This window comes from Stenotrophomonas sp. STEN022, assembly GCF_056760155.1.
Genome location: NZ_JBRREG010000002.1, coordinates 1 through 15,834 on the forward strand (window position 1 = coordinate 1; position 15,834 = coordinate 15,834).

The window sequence follows — 15,834 nt, forward strand, 5'->3', positions numbered from 1 at the left end:
CGTTTCTCGTGTCTTTTGGGTGGGGGGGGGTGGGGGGTGTCCTTCTTCTCGTTCGGGGGGTGGCCCCCCCCCGCTCCCGCAAACCTGGAATCTCAAGCCGGAGCAAGCGCGCGTTGCAGTGCCTGGCTGAGATCGGCGCCGGTGTAAGGCTTGGACAGCTTCACACCGGCATCGAACACTGCAGGCAGCTGATCGATTTCCATTCCGGTGGCTACCAGGAACGGGATGCCACGCTGCCTCAGGCGCTCGGCAACCGGGCTGCTGTTCTCATTGCATGCCAGCCAGTAGTCCAGGAACACGAGCTGGGGCTGCAGCTCATCGATCATCTGCAGGGCAGCACTGACCGTGGCAGCTACGCCGCCCACCAGCATGCCTTCCATCTCCAGCTGCATCTGCAGCAGCATGGCATTCAACTCGTCGTTCTCCACGACCAGCACCCTCGTACCTTCGAGCGAGCCCATCGTTCTCCCCTGTATCTGGATCGATCGAAGTATAGCCAGTCGCCGAAACAGGCATTACACAAATATTTTCAGCAAAGGCCTGCCCAAGTACGCAAAGCTCCGTTATAATTCCGCTCCTGCCAGCCGAAGTGGCGGAATCGGTAGACGCAGCGGATTCAAAATCCGCCGCCCTTAAAAGCGTGGGGGTTCGAGTCCCCCCTTCGGCACCAGAGAAAACAGGCACCCTTGGGTGCCTTTTTCTTTGCCTGGAGTTTGTCAGGCACGTGCGGGTTTGCGAATCGCATGGCTCCCCTGCAGAGGCCTGGCGTGTAGTGCCGAGCCATGCTCGGCAGGAGTTGTCCCGCAGTACTTCAAGCTTCAGCTGCAATGCGGAAACAGCGAAGGTGGCGAAGCTTGCAGTACAAAGGGGCAGCGGACTTGATGTCACTCATCTGCAGAAGCCTGGGTTACGCGGCTTGCTCTGCTCGCGCAAAAAAGGGCGGTGTTGCCCGCGTTGGCGCTGCCAATCTCAGGGCTGTGCGCGGTTCCGCTTCAGGGCACCGCCTTTTGCGCCCAGAAGGAACAATAGAATTCCGGCGCCAAGAATCGACCAGTGTTGAAGTTGATCGCTGCGGGTGATGTAAACCGTGCGATCCGATCCTTTCACCTTGAACGCGATGATCTCACCCTTGGCCTGGTCGGGTACTTGCGAGCGCTCGGCAAAGAGATGGTTGGCGTGTAGTGTGGTGCCGGCGAAGGTCAGGAGTGCTCCAGCCAGCAGAATGGCAAGTGCCTTCATGTTCATTGAATTCTCCTCGCCGCTGGCTGACAGCTTCAAGCATCTCAGTATGCTGACCAGCTTGGCTGGCTGTCGATGGCGGTTTGATTGGCTGCTCACTGCTTTCCCGCCAGCGAGGGCAGGGCTGCATTGCCGCAAATACCAGGCAAGAAAAAAGCCCCGATTACTCGGAGCTTTTTAGAAATGGCGTCCCCACGGGGATTCGAACCCCGGTCGCCACCGTGAAAGGGTGATGTCCTAGGCCTCTAGACGATGGGGACGCGTATTCTTCAAATCTCAAGTTGTAGATTCAGGCGGCCTAAGGCCTGAATTGGTGGAGCCAAGCGGGATCGAACCGCTGACCTCCTGCATGCCATGCAGGCGCTCTCCCAGCTGAGCTATGGCCCCACGTTGTTGCTAGCCCGCTATAATAACGGTTTTTTATCAAATTGGAAGCTTTTTCTTCTTCCGTGCAATCCCTTGGGAGGATTGCTTCGATAAAAAAAGACCCGATACGGCTGGGTCCGTTTGTACCTGATGAATGGCGTCCCCACGGGGATTCGAACCCCGGTCGCCACCGTGAAAGGGTGATGTCCTAGGCCTCTAGACGATGGGGACGCGTTATACTCATCAAATTGTCGACAATCCAGACGGCCTAATGTCCGGATTTGGTGGAGCCAAGCGGGATCGAACCGCTGACCTCCTGCATGCCATGCAGGCGCTCTCCCAGCTGAGCTATGGCCCCGGTGGAACGTTGTCACGTCGTTGCCGAGAAAGAAATAATAGCGGGGCTTCACATTTCCCGCAAGCGATTTGTGAAGAAATTTCTTCATCCAATGAGATTGGGCTGAAAGACGTCACAAGCCCGCCTTTGTGCGCAGCCGCGGACAAGTCCGACACTCGACTTTGTTGGCTGCCTGCATCACTGTCGGTTGCGAACTGGCAGGCTTGCTGCGGGTAAGGTCCGTTGGAGCGTCCGCCGTGGCATCTCTTGCTTGCATGGTGTTGGGCTGTCTACTTGGCAACATCGGTGGTGAAGCGGGACTTTGGGTCTACAAGTGCCAGGCAGCCGAAGGTCACTCTTATCAATCGCTACCTTGTGAGGGGCTGGAGCTGAAGCGTTGGAGCGCTGTTGATGCACAGGTAGACGAGGCCGCGCGCAAACGGCTGGAGGCAATACAGCTCCAGCTGCAACGGGACAGACAATCGGCAAAGCCCGGCGTTCGGTCCGGGCGACGTCGCGCTGCTGCGGGACCAAAGGCCAGCGCGTGTGAGAGCGCCCGGCAAGGGCGTGATCGGGCATATGCCAAAGCCGGTTTGAAGCGCGACTTCGCAATGTCGAGCTTCTGGGACAACAAGGTCCATCAGGTATGCAGGTAGCCATGGTGGACGCAGGCCTGCTCAACGGTGGCCGTGCCGTGCTCCAGCGACACGCTTCGCTGCGCCGCACCGCGCGCAGTGTGCTCCACGTACATCCTATTGGCGCCTGCGTTCAAGTGCTGCGTGGGCAGCGGCATCAAGCTCATGCAGCGATTGTTGCAGCTTGTCCATGTCTCCTTCTCGCAGCAATTGCTCCATTGCTGCACAGCGCTGCGCGATGGCTGCTTCGTGGATGAAGGCGAATGCGCCGCGCAACGAGTGAAGGTGTTGGCCAATGGCGTCAGCCCGGGTCACCTTGTTGATGGCTGGCGCACCGTCCGCGGGACATGGTTGTAGCGCCTGCCTGATGGCGATGACTGAATCTTCCAGCGAGCTCAGCAATGGCGCATATACCTCAGGCGGCAGCGCTCCTCTGGCGATGTCCAAGTGCGACTGCTCGCTTTGAAAGGGTGGGGCGTCGTTGCCGATTTCCGCCAGCCTTGCACGCAGCGCCTCCAGTAGAACCGGTTTGACCAGAATGCTGTTGATGCCGGCGTCCTTGCTACGGGACCTGTCATGGTCCGAGGCATGCGCGGTCACTGCGATGATGGGTGTGCTCACTCCACGCTTGCGCAGGTAGCGGGAAAATGCGAAGCCATCCATGCCGGGCATGTTCAGATCGGTCAGGATCAAATCGTAGTTCTGGCTATCGAAGGTGGCTATCGCTGCGCCGCAGTCCTCAAACGCACTTGCGCTGCAGCCCAGTGTTTCCAACTGCAGCTGCAGCAGTTTCCGATTGGCAGGATGGTCATCGACCACCAGGACATGCAGCGCGCCGCCCTGCGTCGCGCCCATCGTGACGGATGACTTGTGCTGGTGTGGCAATGTGGTGTCGGCGTCCGGTAGCGATAGTGGCAAGGTCACCATGAAGGTGCTGCCCTTGCCTGGCGTGCTGCTCACCCCGATGTCACCTTGCATCAGTTTCGCAAGGCGCTTGCAGAGTGCAAGTCCGAGCCCGGTGCCGCCATAACGACGGGCAATGCTGGAGTCGGCCTGGGAAAACGTGGTGAACAGCGAAGCCTGCTGCGCGGCGCTCATTCCGATGCCGGTGTCGCTGACACCCAGCACAATCGCCGAGTCGCTGGCTTCGTCGTCCTGCAGGTAAACCTCGACCAGTACATCACCAGTGTCGGTGAATTTGATGGCATTGCTGATCAGGTTGAAGATGATCTGTCGAATGCGGGTTGGGTCCCCCATGTAGTGGGGCTGTAGGCCGTCATCAACAACAAGATCGATTTCCAGTCCTTTGGCGTGCGCCATGGGCAGGAACATGTCGATGCATTGCTGAGCGACCTGACGCAGGTCGAACGGTATCGACTCGATTGTCATCTGCCCGGACTCGACCTTGGAGAAGTCCAGAATGTCATTGATGATATTCAACAAAGCAGAGGACGAAGAGGTGACTGCCTGTAGTCGACTGGTTTGTTCCTTGGTCAACGTAGTGCGTTCCAACAGCTCAAGGTTGCCCAGGATTGCGTTCATCGGGGTGCGGATTTCGTGGCTCATGATTGCCAGGAAGGAGGACTTGGCCTCATTTGCAGCCTGCGATGCCGCGCGCGCTCTCTCCAGTTCCTGCTCTACCTTCTTGCGCAGGGTGATGTCGGTGAAATTGCATAGCAGGACATCCGTTCCCCGGTACTTGCTGGGGACTATGCTCACCAGCAAGGCGCAGTCAGCACCGTCGCCGGTCCGGATGTTCAACTCGATGCCTGCAGATGCGATGGCCTTGGCATCATGTGCCCGGAACGCTTCGAGAAACTCAAGGTGCAAAGGTCGTTTGGAATCAGTCCTTGCGTCAGCATATGAGGCCATGACTGAGTTTTTCAGCAGAACCTCACCTGTCGAAGTCGAAATCAGCACCTGGCCGAATGGCGCGGTCTCCACCATTGTCCGGTTGAGGTTCTCGCTTTCGATGATGCGCTCCGAGCGCACGTAACCGGGGCGGAACACCTTTCGTTCAATCAGCAGCAGCACCGCCCAGACAAAGCCTATCGCCAGCAGCATTGCAGCAACGTAGGCAAGCAGGGTGGGCCATAACGCAGCGATGATGGTTCGCCATGAGAAGGTGTGGATCAAGTACCAGCCTGCGTTGGCACTGGATACCGGATCGGTTGCGACAAAACGCCCATCCATCTCCTCGAACCTGCCGCGCTTGTTCGCGGGTGCGCCGGCTGCCCAGTGATGAAGCGGGAACTGCGCAACCTCGCGGACATTGGGCTGCTGGGAGCCGAGGAACAAATCGCCATGAGGGTTGGCAATCACCCAGAACTCGTCAATCTGGGTTGAGTTGAGCGATTTTGTGACGAGTTCGACGGGATAGGAAGCAACGAACACCGCAAACGGTTGTGCGTCGGTAAAGGCCTGCTGGCGCAAAAGCAATGAGGGCTTGCCGGTAAGCGGGTCATTTGCGGCCGGCAGCCACTCCGGCCCGACAGTTGCCGCCTGCGGGTTATCGGAGGCGGTTACCCTCGGTTGAGCAGGCGTGAACCTCTGGATCAGCGCGGCGGTGGGTTCCTTCGCGTGCGTGGCCAGCAAGTTGCGGTCAGGGAGAGGGCCAGCCCCCAGAAAGGTCCGATCCGGGTTGGAAAAGTAGATCGACGCCGTCAATGCGCGGGCGAAAGTGCCGGCCTGGTGGCTGACCTCATCAGCCAACTTGAGGTAGGGCGCGAAGGTCTCCAGCGTATGCCCCTGACCCATATCCCCCAGGATCAGTACGTGCGGCGAATTGGCCGAGCGCTGCATTGTCATGCGGCCGCGGTTCTGGCTGAACCTGTTGACCAGCTCAGGGTCGGGCCTCTGGCGTGACTCCCAAGCGTACTCTTCCTGCGCGGTGGTGATGCGCATAGCGCCCTCACGTACCGCGAAGGCCGATTGCAATGCGATCCGGCGGCTGGTCTGGTCGGCGTTTCGTTCCGCGATGTAGTCCTTGATCTGCGAGTGGATGACCACAGCCGTCACCGCGCCAAGGATCAGCGTGGTGACGATACCGCCCACATACAGCAGGCTGCGCTGGTGTCGGCTCAACAGCTTCAAGGCATTTGCCCGGGCAGGTGATTGGGAATTTGGCTCGTCGCCTGCGGTGTCTGCCTCGGAGACCATTTGAGACTCCACTCACGAATGGTTTTTGCCCGCTGGTGCGGTGAAACGTCCGGTTTCACAGCGTTGCCTGAAAGGGATGGGGTGAATATTCGGACTAGGCCGATGTAGGCCTGGCGGCAGCGCTGGAAGAATGACGTCATCGAAAGCAGCCCCTTCCCTGATACCGCCGCTCCTGGCGTGGAGACAGCACCCATGAACGCTCTCGCACAATATGTGTTGCCACGACCGGAAACCCAGATGATCCAGAACGCGCTGGTGGTTGATGGCAACGAGCTTCAGCATCTTCCGATGGTCAAGGTGCTGCGTCAATTAGGGGTGTCCGAGGTGACCTCGGCCCTGGACGGGACCCGCGCGGTGGCTGCATTGCGCGACCGCAGCTGGGATCTGGTGGTCCTCGATCTTGACCTTGCGGACCTCACTGGTCTGCAGGTGATCGATCTGCTGGCCGGGCGATGCCGCAAAGCGCGTTTGGCAATCATCAGCAGCCAGCCCAGTCGCATCCTGAACGCCGCTTCTGCCTATGCGTCGCACCTTGGCCTCACTGTGGTCGCAGCATTGCGCAAACCACTGAAGGCAGAGCAGATCCGGAGCATCATTGTGGCATCCACCGAGCTGGCGCCGTCAGCCGAAGATGGCTTGGCCCCGATAAAGCCCGCTATCCGTAGATTCTCGCGTGATGAACTACGCGCGGCATTGCTGGATCAACAGATCCAAGCCTACTTCCAGCCTCAGCATTGCGCCATCACTGGCGTGTTGCGCGGTGCTGAGGTGTTGGCACGTTGGCACCGGGTCGATGGCTCCGTGCTGGCCCCGGCTGAGTTTCTTCCATCGATCGAGCGTGAAGGACTGTTGGAGTCTCTCACTGACTACATGCTGTCCTGCGCGTTTGACTGCATTGCTGCCGAGGGGACGGAATCCTCGCTGTTGATGGCTGTCAATGTCCCCGCACGCGTTGCGACCGGTGTGCATTGGGCACAGTCTGTTGCTGATCATGCCTATCACGCCGGCGTTGATCCGAGCAGGGTGGTTATTGAAATCACCGAGGATGGCGGCGAATTGTGCAATCCCGCGCTGGCTGGCGCTGTTGCCCAGCTGCGGTTGCGGGGTTTCAACTGCGCCATTGATGATTTTGGCAGCGGGGATTCTTCATTGGACAGGCTGCTGCAGGTGCCGTTCAACGAGTTGAAGATCAACCGCAGCATGTTGGTGGAAGCCCGTGAGCATGCCCATGCCCGCTGCCTGCTTGCCAGCACCATTGCCATGGCGCGTCAGATGGTAGCCACTGTCGTTGTCGAAGGCGTGGAAACCTATATGGATCTGGATATGGTCCGCAGTCTCGGTTGCCATAGCACCCAGGGTTACCTGCACAGTCGCGCTCTGCCCAAGGCCGAGTACGTGCAATACATTGCCCTCCAGAACTGAGCCCGCACAGTTGACAGGAACCGGCCGAGGCACCAGCCGCGGTGCAAACGGGAAACCATGATCTACCATCCGCGGGCCCAGGCTTGTTCGCGCACCGATAGCCGGGATTGCCACCTCCTTGCTGCTTGGCAAGGGGGTAGCGGCACAGTGCGTCCGTGGGGCGACGGGCTTCTCGATAGCGGCCGCTACTGGAACGGGCTCGAAGCCGAGGCTGCGCGCGAGTCAACTGAGTACCAACGCAGTGTCTATACGGAGGCAAGGGAGTGCCCGGCAGGTGCAACCACGGGCTAGCTGGCTGCCGTGTTTCCTCCTGCTGGAGCACCGGGTGCTACGGCGCGCGGGGCCGTCGGGGAGGCTGTCGGCGGGGGGGCGTAACTGCAGCAGTTTCGTAAGGCTTGACCCGCGCCTGGAGTGAGCCGAAGGCTTGGCGGCGATCCCCTAGGTATTTGATGGGGAAATCATCGCTTTTTTACGCATAAGTCTTTGTCTTTGAGAATGATGTGACATAAATTCTGTCTTGACGTGCCTCGCAGGGCAGGGGATGCCCCCTCAGCCTGGATTGGCCAGCTGCCAGCGCACTTCACGGAGAGCTTTGCCATGAGTGGTTTCAAGATCAGAGTGGTCTTGGCCGACGATCACCCGGGCATGATCGCCGGTGTGAAGTACGAGCTGTCATCAGTGGCTACCCTCGACCTTGTCGGGACTGCAGCTGATTCCACTGAACTGATGGCATTGCTCGGCAGTGTGGCATGCGATGTCGTGATCTCGGACTATGCGATGCCGGCTGGCGACTTTGGTGATGGCATCGCCTTGTTTGGGATGATTGCCAGGCGCTATCCACAGGTGAAGCTGGTGGTGCTTACCATGCTTGATAACCCGGCGGTGTTGCATACCCTGCTGACCCAGGGGGTGACGTGCATTGTCAGCAAGTCAGATGCGTTGACGCACCTGGTGCCCGCAGTTCACGCGGCGCAGAGCGGGGGCAAGTACTACTCACCCACGATCGAGAAGGTGGTGCAGGGAATCGAGCTCAACAGACGCAGCCGCAACCCTGCTGGTGTATTGAGCATCCGTGAATCCGAAGTCGTGAGGCTCTATGCCTCGGGCCTGACGGTCAATGAGATTGCCGAACGCCTGCACCGCAGCAAGAAGACCATCAGTACGCAGAAAGCCAGCGCGATGGAGAAGCTGTCCATCGAGAAGGATGTTGACCTGCTGCGCTACGCTATGGAAAACGGACTGGTGACGTCATCAGGCGGTACACAAGCCGCATCTTGAGCAAGCGAGTGCTTACGCGTTCTGCTGTCTGGACAGCGCGCTCTTCCGCTGTCACGCGGGGCATTGTCAATTAATGTCCAGCCCGCCTTTTCCAGATTCCCACTGCAACATGATCTTGCGCCTGCGCTGTGGCGAGGCGTACATGAATAGGTTGAGTGTCTCCAGGAATAGATTCTTCTGGAAGGTGGATAGCCGGGCGAAATCGATAAGCAGCCGTCTAACGTCCGCGGTTTTCTTGTCCATCTTTGTATGTTCCCAGCCGCAGCTCAAAAGCGAAGCACGCATGCGAGCGCCACACTGGCGCCGCACAAGAATTTGCTCATGTTGTGATAAGCGCTCGGGCGCAGCCATAGGACCCGTCCCAATAGAGCGGCTTGGTCTTGCTTTTTGGTTGGCTGATGGATTTCGGATTCGTTTGCTTCGTGGATCCAGTGGCTGGACTGAAGCGAGCGAGGTATCGGACGAAATCTGCTGGAACTTAGCGCAAGAAGTGATGTATCACCTTATTATTAAGGGCGATCTGGTTGGGAAGTAGCAATGACTGATGATCACAGCGTCGCCGATGAAGCCGTGGCAGTGCCAACGCCTGCAAAACGCCGTGGTCGGCCGCGCCTGTACGACACACCGCTATCACAGGCTGAGCGTGCCAAGCGTTATCGCAAAGCTCGGCAATGGGATGAAAGCAGTTTGGGAGACTGCCGCGACCCAGTGCTGATGGACCGATTGAGCTGGGCATTGAAGCACAAAGAAACCTCAGAGGATGCACGTGGCGCACTGGACATCTACCTGGAGGAACTGGTACGCCGGCATCACAGCAAAGGAAGCCTGTTTTTCAAATAGTTGAGACGTGCAGGAGTGTCACGCCTCCCTCGGATTGATGCCTTGCGAAGCCCTCATTTGCTGCACGTACCGGCTGCGCCAGCGTGGTTTGGCAGCTGCGCAAAACACTTGCAGCATTGCTGCAGCCCTCAAATGCGCAGTGCGTCCACCACCAGTGCGAATGCAGCCGAATGCTGGCGGCGGCTTGGGTAATACAGGTGATAGCCGGGGAAGGGCGGGCACCAGTTCTGCAGCACGCGCACCAGCCGGCCTTGTTCGATGTGTTCGCCGAACTCCTCTTCCGGCAGGAAGGTGATACCAAGGCCATCCAGCGCCGCCTGCACCATCGGCGGTGAGGTATTGAATACCGCCTGGCTTTCAACGCGCACGTTGACCTGCCTGCCGTTGCGCTCGAATTCCCACACGTACATGCCGCCCGAAGTGGCGAAGCGGATGTTGATGCAGTTGTGCTGGGTCAGGTCTGCAGGGAGCCTCGGGATCGGATGCTTCTCGAAGTAGGCCGGTGAGGCGGCTGCGGCCATGCGCACCTTGGGGCTGATCGGCAGGGCGATCATGTCCTTGTCGATGCTTTCGCCCAGCCGCACGCCGGCGTCGAAGCGATCGGCGACGATGTCGCGTAGCGCATAGCTGACATCGAACTCGATACGGATGTCCGGATAGCGGTGCATCAGGGGTAGCAGCTTGGGGAGCAGGATGGTCTGCAGCGAATGATCACCGCAGGTCAGGCGCAGTGAGCCGGCCGGCTTGTCGCGCAGCTCGGTGAGTGCATCCAGCTCCGCTTCGATCTCGTCGAAACGGTTGCCAATGGCCAGCAACAGGCGCTCGCCTGCCGGAGTGGGCGAGACGCTGCGGGTGGTGCGGGTGAGCAGGCGGATCTGCAGCCGCTCTTCCAGTGCCTTGATGGCCTGGCTGAGCGCGGACTGCGAGACGCCCAGCAGCGCACCGGCGCGGGTGAAATTCCCTTCACGCGCGACGGTGACAAAGGCCAGTAGATCATTGAGGTTGCGCCGTGCCATGGCGGCAGTGTGGCACGATTGATTGATTAGTTCAGCTAATAGTGGCTAGAAGCATTTATTACCTTATCACTCGAGTCATCGCGGTGGACAATGGCCACCTTCCCCAAGCACCGCCGGAGTTCCCATGTCTGTCAAAGCCTATGGCGCCTATGCCGCCGACAAGCCGCTGGAGTCGATGGACATCAGTCGCCGCGCGCCGGGGCCGCACGATGTGCAGATCGACATCGCCTATTGCGGCATCTGCCACTCCGACCTGCATCAGGTGCGCGCCGAATGGGCGGGTACGCAGTTCCCTTGCGTGCCGGGCCATGAAATCGTCGGCCGGGTTGCTGCAGTTGGCGCGCACGTGAGCGGCTTCAAGGCCGGCGACCTGGTCGGTATCGGCTGCATCGTCGACAGCTGCAAGCAGTGCGAAGACTGCGATGCCGGGCTGGAAAACTATTGTGACGGCATGGTCGGCACCTACAACGGTGCTACGCCGGATGCGCCGGGTTGGACGCTGGGCGGCTATTCGCAGGAAATCGTGGTTCATGAGCGCTATGTGCTGCGTATTGGCCACTCCGAAGACCAGCTGGCTGCGGTAGCGCCGCTGCTGTGCGCCGGCATCACCACCTATTCGCCGCTCAAGCACTGGAATGCCGGTCCCGGCAAGACGGTAGGCGTGGTCGGCATTGGCGGTCTGGGCCATATGGGCATCAAGCTGGCCCATGCGATGGGCGCACATGTCATCGCCTTCACCACGTCCGAGTCCAAGCGCGAGGCTGCCCTGGCGCTGGGTGCGGATGAAGTGGTGGTGTCGCGTGATGCTGCAGCAATGGCCGCGCAGGGCAAGCGCTTCGACCTGATCGTCAACACGGTTGCCGCGCCCCACGACCTGGATGCCTTCCTTGCGCTGCTCAAGCGTGACGGCGCGATGGTGCTGGTGGGGGCGCCGGCAACGCCGCACCCGTCGCCGAATGTGTTCAACATGATCACCAAGCGCCGCACCCTGGCCGGCTCGATGATTGGTGGCATTCCGGAAACCCAGGAAATGCTGGATTTCTGCGCGAACCACCAGATCGTGGCGGATATCGAGCTGATCCGTGCCGAGGAGATCAACGAAGCCTATGAGCGCATGCTCAAGGGCGACATCAAGTATCGCTTCGTGATCGACAACGCCACCATGGGCGGCTGAGGCGGTTTGCCGAGTCGGTAGACCTGCAGCGTTGGTCCTGACGGCCAGCGCTGCAGTGAAGGCGCCGCATGCGGCATGGTCCGCTGATGGCCTTCACTGCCGCGACAGCTGTGCCACATCGCCCGACTGGCATTGCTGATCAAGCGGATCAGCTCACGTCAGACGTATCTTCCATGGGAAGCTTGCCCGCCATTCTGGCGGTTGCTGGAAGCTTCCCGACCGCCCGAAGCCTGAGAGTGGGGCCGGCCTTTCAAGGAACACCTATGCAGGACTCACTGAAGAGCCTTGGGCTCATTGCGGTAGCTGTGCCGATGGCCGCGATCACGGAAGTGCCAGTATCCGCAGCCTCAACAACGCAGCATGTTTCGGAAGCTGGCCGTCGACCATCGCTCGCAGGCGCTGCGGAGCATTTCACTGGGCGCGTACGCATCGACCCTGTGTGGTCTGCCGACCCAGCGCTCACTGCCTCCGGCGCCTGGGTCACCTTCGAGCCTGGCGCGCGTTCGGCCTGGCATACGCACCCGGCAGGACAGCGTCTGGTGGTGATATCCGGGGTGGGGCTTACCCAGGAATGGGGCAAGCCTGTGCAGCAGATCCGGCCGGGCGATGTGATCACCTGCCCGGCGGGCGTCAAGCACTGGCATGGTGCCGGGCCGACAACGGCCATGACCCATCTGGCTGTCACCGGCGTGCTCGATGGCAGCAATGTCGAGTGGATGGAGCAGGTGAGTGATAAGCAGTATCACGCAGCTCAATAGCCACACCCCGTTCCTGTTTTTGCATCTTGCGGGGGAAGATCCATAGCGTGCACGAGGGCTGCTCGCGTCCTTGTGAACACGTGGCAGTAAGCGGCTGCGTGCAGGGTTTGGTTCTCGCTACACGGTGATGCTCACGCCGTGGTTCTGGACGCAACGAGCCCACTTCTGTGCCGGCACCGCGGCAACACCGCGTTGCCGATGATTACAAACATCATGAAAGAGGTTTCTCATGTCGACCCCCGTCGTCGGCACGCCCGTGCGTGCCTTTGTGGAGCTGGACGAGGCTGCATCGCACTGGAGTGGCGTATTCGCCATGACCCTATGCGTGTTCGCCTTGATCGCCTCCGAGTTCCTGCCTGTCAGCCTGCTCACGCCGATGGCTGCCGATCTGGGTGTCAGCGAAGGCCTGGTGGGGCAGGGCATCGCCATCTCGGGCGCGTTCGCGGTGGTGACCAGTCTGTGCATAGCGCGACTGGCAGGCAATGCTGATCGCAGGACCTTGCTGCTCGCATTGACCGCGTTGATGGCCGTGTCTGGCAGCGTGGTGGCACTGGCACCAAACTACCCTGTGTATCTGGTCGGGCGCGCGCTTATCGGCGTGGTTGTCGGTGGATTCTGGTCGATGTCCGCGGCCACCGCCATGCGGCTGGTGCCTGCTGCGCAGGTGCCACGCGCACTGGCCATCTTCAATAGCGGCAACGCTTTGGCGACCGTGATTGCGGCGCCGCTGGGCAGCTATCTCGGCGCCGTCATGGGTTGGCGCAGTGCCTTCTTCTGCCTGGTTCCGATTGCACTGATAGCCCTGGTGTGGCAGTGGTGCAGCCTGCCGTCGATGAAGGCTGAGCGCGTTGATGCGGCCAGCGGCGTGCTTCGTCTGCTCAGTCGCAGGGTCGTGGTGCTTGGCATGGCGGCCTGCGCGGCATTTTTCATGGGGCAGTTCGCACTGTTCACCTATGTGCGACCTTTCCTGGAGACGGTGACGCAGCTCGACGTGTCTGCGCTGTCCTGGGTGTTGCTGGGGATTGGCTTGAGTGGATTCATCGGCACCGTCTTGATTGGTGGCGTACTCAAGCAAGGTCTGTATCGGGTGCTGATTCTCATACCGGTCCTGATGGCAGTAATTGCGCTGGCCTTGATACCGATGGGGCGCTCGCTGACCGCCGTCGCTGTGCTGCTTGGGTTGTGGGGGCTGCTTGCCACCGCTGCGCCGGTGGGCTGGTGGAGCTGGATTGCGCAGACGCTGCCCGGTGAGGCGGAAGCAGGCGGGGGCCTGATGGTGGCGGTGATCCAGTTGGCTATCGCGCTGGGGTCTACGCTTGGAGGGCTGTTGTTTGACCACAGCGGCTACCAGAGCACCTTCGTCATGAGTGCAGTAGTACTTGCATCGGCTGCGCTGCTTTCCGTGGTGATTTCACGATTGCCTGCTGGGCCCAGTCCGTAGGCATTCCTCCGTGTAGCGCGCCTCCCGCCAGGATGTGTTCCTGGCAGTAGGCACCGGCAAACCTCGCTGTGACCCGGCAACTCGATGACAGTGCTACCAACGTATCGCTGGCGGTGCTGGCGAGTCGTGCGAAGGGAGCAGCGGGAGCACGTATTCCGACAGCTCCTGCACAACGTCCTGTGCCGGACGCTGACTGAACTGGATTCCCAAGGCCGCATGGTTGACGCCTGCACGCTGCCATTCACCGAGCAGGTCGATCAGTCCGTTGCGCCCCGTCCGCAAGGTGTAGCCGCCATCGATAGCCGTTCTGGGATGGTTGGGGTCTTCCATCAGATCGATCCACTCGTTGGTGACGTGCGGGCGGAAGCCGCCATCCCCAATCAATCCGCGCCACGCGCGTATCTTCTCGGCCAGACGCTTGGGGCCAACGGCGTGATGGGTGGCATCCGGGTAGGTCAGCCAGCCATCGGCATGTTCGGCAACCCATTGCAGCGACTGCCGCGAGGTTCCGGTCACCAACAGTGGCACCGCAGCGGCCACCGGCTTGGGCAGCAGCTCAACGCCTTGCGCACGACCAAGGGGTGAGTTGATGTTCAACATGCCCGGTTGCATCAACTCGCGGACGTAGCTGACCGTATCTGCGAAGCGCTCGGCACGTTGTGCGTGTTCGATGCCATACGCCGGAAACTCAACCGGCCTGTCGCCAGAAGCGATACCCATCACCAGGCGCCCACCAGACAGCTGGTCAATGGTGGCTGCCGACTTGGCCAGGTCGATGGGGTGCCGCAGCGAGAAAATGGCGCTGCCAGTGGCCAAGGCAATGTGCTCGGTCTGTGCAGCAAGGAAAGCCAAATAGGTAAACGGGTCGAAGACCTGCCCGGCATCGCCGAACAAAGGGTCGAACAAGGGAACGTCGCGTACCCAGACTGCAGCAAATCCAGCGCGATCCAGTTGAGCAACCAGCGCGGACTGCCCGGCCAAGACCCGCATGTCGCCGCGATAGAAGCGCAATGGCAGGAAGATGCCAAGGCTCAGTGCGTCTTGGCGGAACATCCGCTGGTAGCCACGGTGGTGCGCAAACGCGGGAGCGGATGCACCCTTGAGCGCTGTTTGCATACCGATGCTGTTGTTCAATGCGCTCACTTTCTGGTTCTCGATCATGCGCCGGTCGCAGGTTCGGGGATAAGTACGCCGCGCTGTACGGCGGGTCGTTCGGCGACACGGGCGTGCCAATCGCTCAAGTTCGGATAGGCGCTGAAGTCCAGGTCGATGACCCGGGCGATATGCGTCCAGCCAAAACCGGCGATGTCGGCGATGGAGTATTCGTCTCCGGCGAGCCAAGGCCGGTCAGCCAGACGCTGATCCAGGGTCGCGAAGAACTCGTTGCTCAAGCGCCGGTAGCGCTCAATCGCGACAGGGAGTGCTTCGTCAGCAAACATCTCGAAGTGAACGCGCTGGCCAAGGATCGGTCCTACGCTGGCGGCATGGAACATCAGCCACGTGATCGCTTCCCATCGTGCCGTGGCTTGCTGGGGCAGAAGACGGCCGCTCTTTTCAGCCAGGTACAACAGGATGGCAGCCGACTCGAACACAGTGATGCCAGTGGATTCGTCCACAAGCACGGGAATGCGCGCGTGCGGGTGCAGTTTCAGGAAGTCCGCCTGCCGGTGCTCGCCTTCGGCGATGCGCACGTGATGCAGCTGATAGGGTAGTTCGAGCTCTTCCAGCGCAATGCTTATCTTGAAGCCGTTTGGTGAGCTGTCGGTATAGAGGTGAAGTGTTGGGCTGAGCACGAGGTATTCCTTTTTTTTGGGTGCAGCTCGCCGAACCCGCTTGGGGACAAGCCCCGGGGCGTGGTTGGCGAAAGTTGGGAGCAGGAGCTGGCCCTGCGTATTGCCACGGGCCGCCATAAGGACTGGCTGGGCGGTCGGCTCGATTGCCCAGTTCATCCCTGCGATCAACGGGCGTAGTTGTTGCGCTTGATTCGAAACTGGTGTGCCTGGAATCGCGTGGCGCGTTCTCTTTCCAGCGCTTTTCTTGTGGGCGCGGCTGGGTTCTGATGGTTTGTTTGGGGGGCGCAAGCGGATCGCTTGCTGTTGGAAACCTGGCTCCTGCCGACCGGGGATGCTTGCAGTCTAAGGGGCGCTATCAGGTCCGGAAAACGATCTT

13 protein-coding genes and 5 tRNA genes are annotated in these 15,834 nt (G+C 60.3%); 7 read left to right on the forward strand and 11 right to left on the reverse strand.

The annotated features are described in order from the left end of the window. Window positions 1–92: 92 nt before the first annotated feature. Window positions 93–461, reverse strand: a complete 369-nt coding sequence (locus ACVOMF_RS00770; protein ID WP_296246517.1) for a response regulator — start codon at window positions 459–461, stop codon at window positions 93–95. Between the two features lie 122 nt (window positions 462–583). Between ACVOMF_RS00770 and ACVOMF_RS00775 the strand changes: the two genes are divergently transcribed. Further along, window positions 584–670 (forward strand) — tRNA-Leu (locus ACVOMF_RS00775). Window positions 671–969: 299 nt separating this feature from the next. Here ACVOMF_RS00775 and ACVOMF_RS00780 read toward each other — a convergent pair. The 6 genes from ACVOMF_RS00780 to ACVOMF_RS00805 all read right to left on the reverse strand — a co-directional run bounded on the left by ACVOMF_RS00780 (window position 970) and on the right by ACVOMF_RS00805 (window position 5,736). Next, on the reverse strand, window positions 970–1,245 hold the full coding sequence (locus tag ACVOMF_RS00780) for a hypothetical protein (protein WP_296246516.1): 276 nt from the start codon (window positions 1,243–1,245) through the stop codon (window positions 970–972). Between the two features lie 178 nt (window positions 1,246–1,423). Further along, window positions 1,424–1,499: transfer RNA gene (locus tag ACVOMF_RS00785), tRNA-Glu, on the reverse strand. A 51-nt stretch (window positions 1,500–1,550) separates the two neighbouring features. Beyond that, window positions 1,551–1,626 (reverse strand) — tRNA-Ala (locus ACVOMF_RS00790). A gap of 134 nt (window positions 1,627–1,760) precedes the next feature. Beyond that, window positions 1,761–1,836 (reverse strand) — tRNA-Glu (locus ACVOMF_RS00795). A gap of 51 nt (window positions 1,837–1,887) precedes the next feature. After that, window positions 1,888–1,963 (reverse strand) — tRNA-Ala (locus ACVOMF_RS00800). 731 nt (window positions 1,964–2,694) lie between these two features. Further along, the gene (locus tag ACVOMF_RS00805; RefSeq protein WP_481507615.1) at window positions 2,695–5,736 is read right to left on the reverse strand and encodes a hybrid sensor histidine kinase/response regulator; all 3,042 of its coding nucleotides are present in this window, start codon (window positions 5,734–5,736) and stop codon (window positions 2,695–2,697) included. Between the two features lie 192 nt (window positions 5,737–5,928). Between ACVOMF_RS00805 and ACVOMF_RS00810 the strand changes: the two genes are divergently transcribed. Both ACVOMF_RS00810 and ACVOMF_RS00815 read left to right on the forward strand, forming a co-directional pair. Next, complete coding sequence (locus ACVOMF_RS00810) at window positions 5,929–7,158, forward strand: EAL domain-containing response regulator (protein WP_481507616.1); 1,230 nt, start codon at window positions 5,929–5,931, stop codon at window positions 7,156–7,158. Window positions 7,159–7,755: 597 nt separating this feature from the next. After that, on the forward strand, window positions 7,756–8,436 hold the full coding sequence (locus ACVOMF_RS00815; RefSeq protein WP_481507617.1) for a response regulator: 681 nt from the start codon (window positions 7,756–7,758) through the stop codon (window positions 8,434–8,436). A gap of 66 nt (window positions 8,437–8,502) precedes the next feature. On the opposite strand, the gene ACVOMF_RS00820 is transcribed toward ACVOMF_RS00815, so the two are convergent. Beyond that, complete coding sequence (locus tag ACVOMF_RS00820; RefSeq protein ID WP_481507618.1) at window positions 8,503–8,679, reverse strand: hypothetical protein; 177 nt, start codon at window positions 8,677–8,679, stop codon at window positions 8,503–8,505. Window positions 8,680–8,973: 294 nt separating this feature from the next. Between ACVOMF_RS00820 and ACVOMF_RS00825 the strand changes: the two genes are divergently transcribed. Further along, window positions 8,974–9,276, forward strand: coding sequence for a hypothetical protein (locus ACVOMF_RS00825; protein WP_481507619.1), 303 nt, complete (start codon window positions 8,974–8,976; stop codon window positions 9,274–9,276). Between the two features lie 128 nt (window positions 9,277–9,404). Here ACVOMF_RS00825 and ACVOMF_RS00830 read toward each other — a convergent pair whose 3' ends face one another. After that, the gene (locus ACVOMF_RS00830) at window positions 9,405–10,292 is read right to left on the reverse strand and encodes a LysR family transcriptional regulator (RefSeq protein ID WP_481507620.1); all 888 of its coding nucleotides are present in this window, start codon (window positions 10,290–10,292) and stop codon (window positions 9,405–9,407) included. Between the two features lie 124 nt (window positions 10,293–10,416). Between ACVOMF_RS00830 and ACVOMF_RS00835 the strand changes: the two genes are divergently transcribed. From ACVOMF_RS00835 to ACVOMF_RS00845, 3 genes are all read left to right on the forward strand, one after another. Next, window positions 10,417–11,466 (forward strand): NAD(P)-dependent alcohol dehydrogenase, encoded by a 1,050-nt coding sequence (locus ACVOMF_RS00835; protein ID WP_481507621.1) that lies wholly within the window; start codon window positions 10,417–10,419, stop codon window positions 11,464–11,466. A 263-nt stretch (window positions 11,467–11,729) separates the two neighbouring features. Next, complete coding sequence (locus ACVOMF_RS00840) at window positions 11,730–12,224, forward strand: (R)-mandelonitrile lyase (RefSeq protein ID WP_481507622.1); 495 nt, start codon at window positions 11,730–11,732, stop codon at window positions 12,222–12,224. A 229-nt stretch (window positions 12,225–12,453) separates the two neighbouring features. Beyond that, window positions 12,454–13,665, forward strand: coding sequence for an MFS transporter (locus ACVOMF_RS00845; RefSeq protein WP_481507623.1), 1,212 nt, complete (start codon window positions 12,454–12,456; stop codon window positions 13,663–13,665). Window positions 13,666–13,758: 93 nt separating this feature from the next. Here the strand turns inward: ACVOMF_RS00845 and ACVOMF_RS00850 are convergent, their stop codons facing one another. Both ACVOMF_RS00850 and ACVOMF_RS00855 read right to left on the reverse strand, forming a co-directional pair. Next, window positions 13,759–14,826, reverse strand: coding sequence for an LLM class oxidoreductase (locus ACVOMF_RS00850; protein ID WP_481507624.1), 1,068 nt, complete (start codon window positions 14,824–14,826; stop codon window positions 13,759–13,761). Further along, entirely contained in the window at window positions 14,823–15,614 is a 792-nt protein-coding gene (locus ACVOMF_RS00855) for a glutathione S-transferase family protein (RefSeq protein ID WP_481507625.1), read from the reverse strand. The genes ACVOMF_RS00850 and ACVOMF_RS00855 overlap by 4 nt, the downstream gene beginning before the upstream one ends. Window positions 15,615–15,834 lie beyond the last annotated feature (220 nt).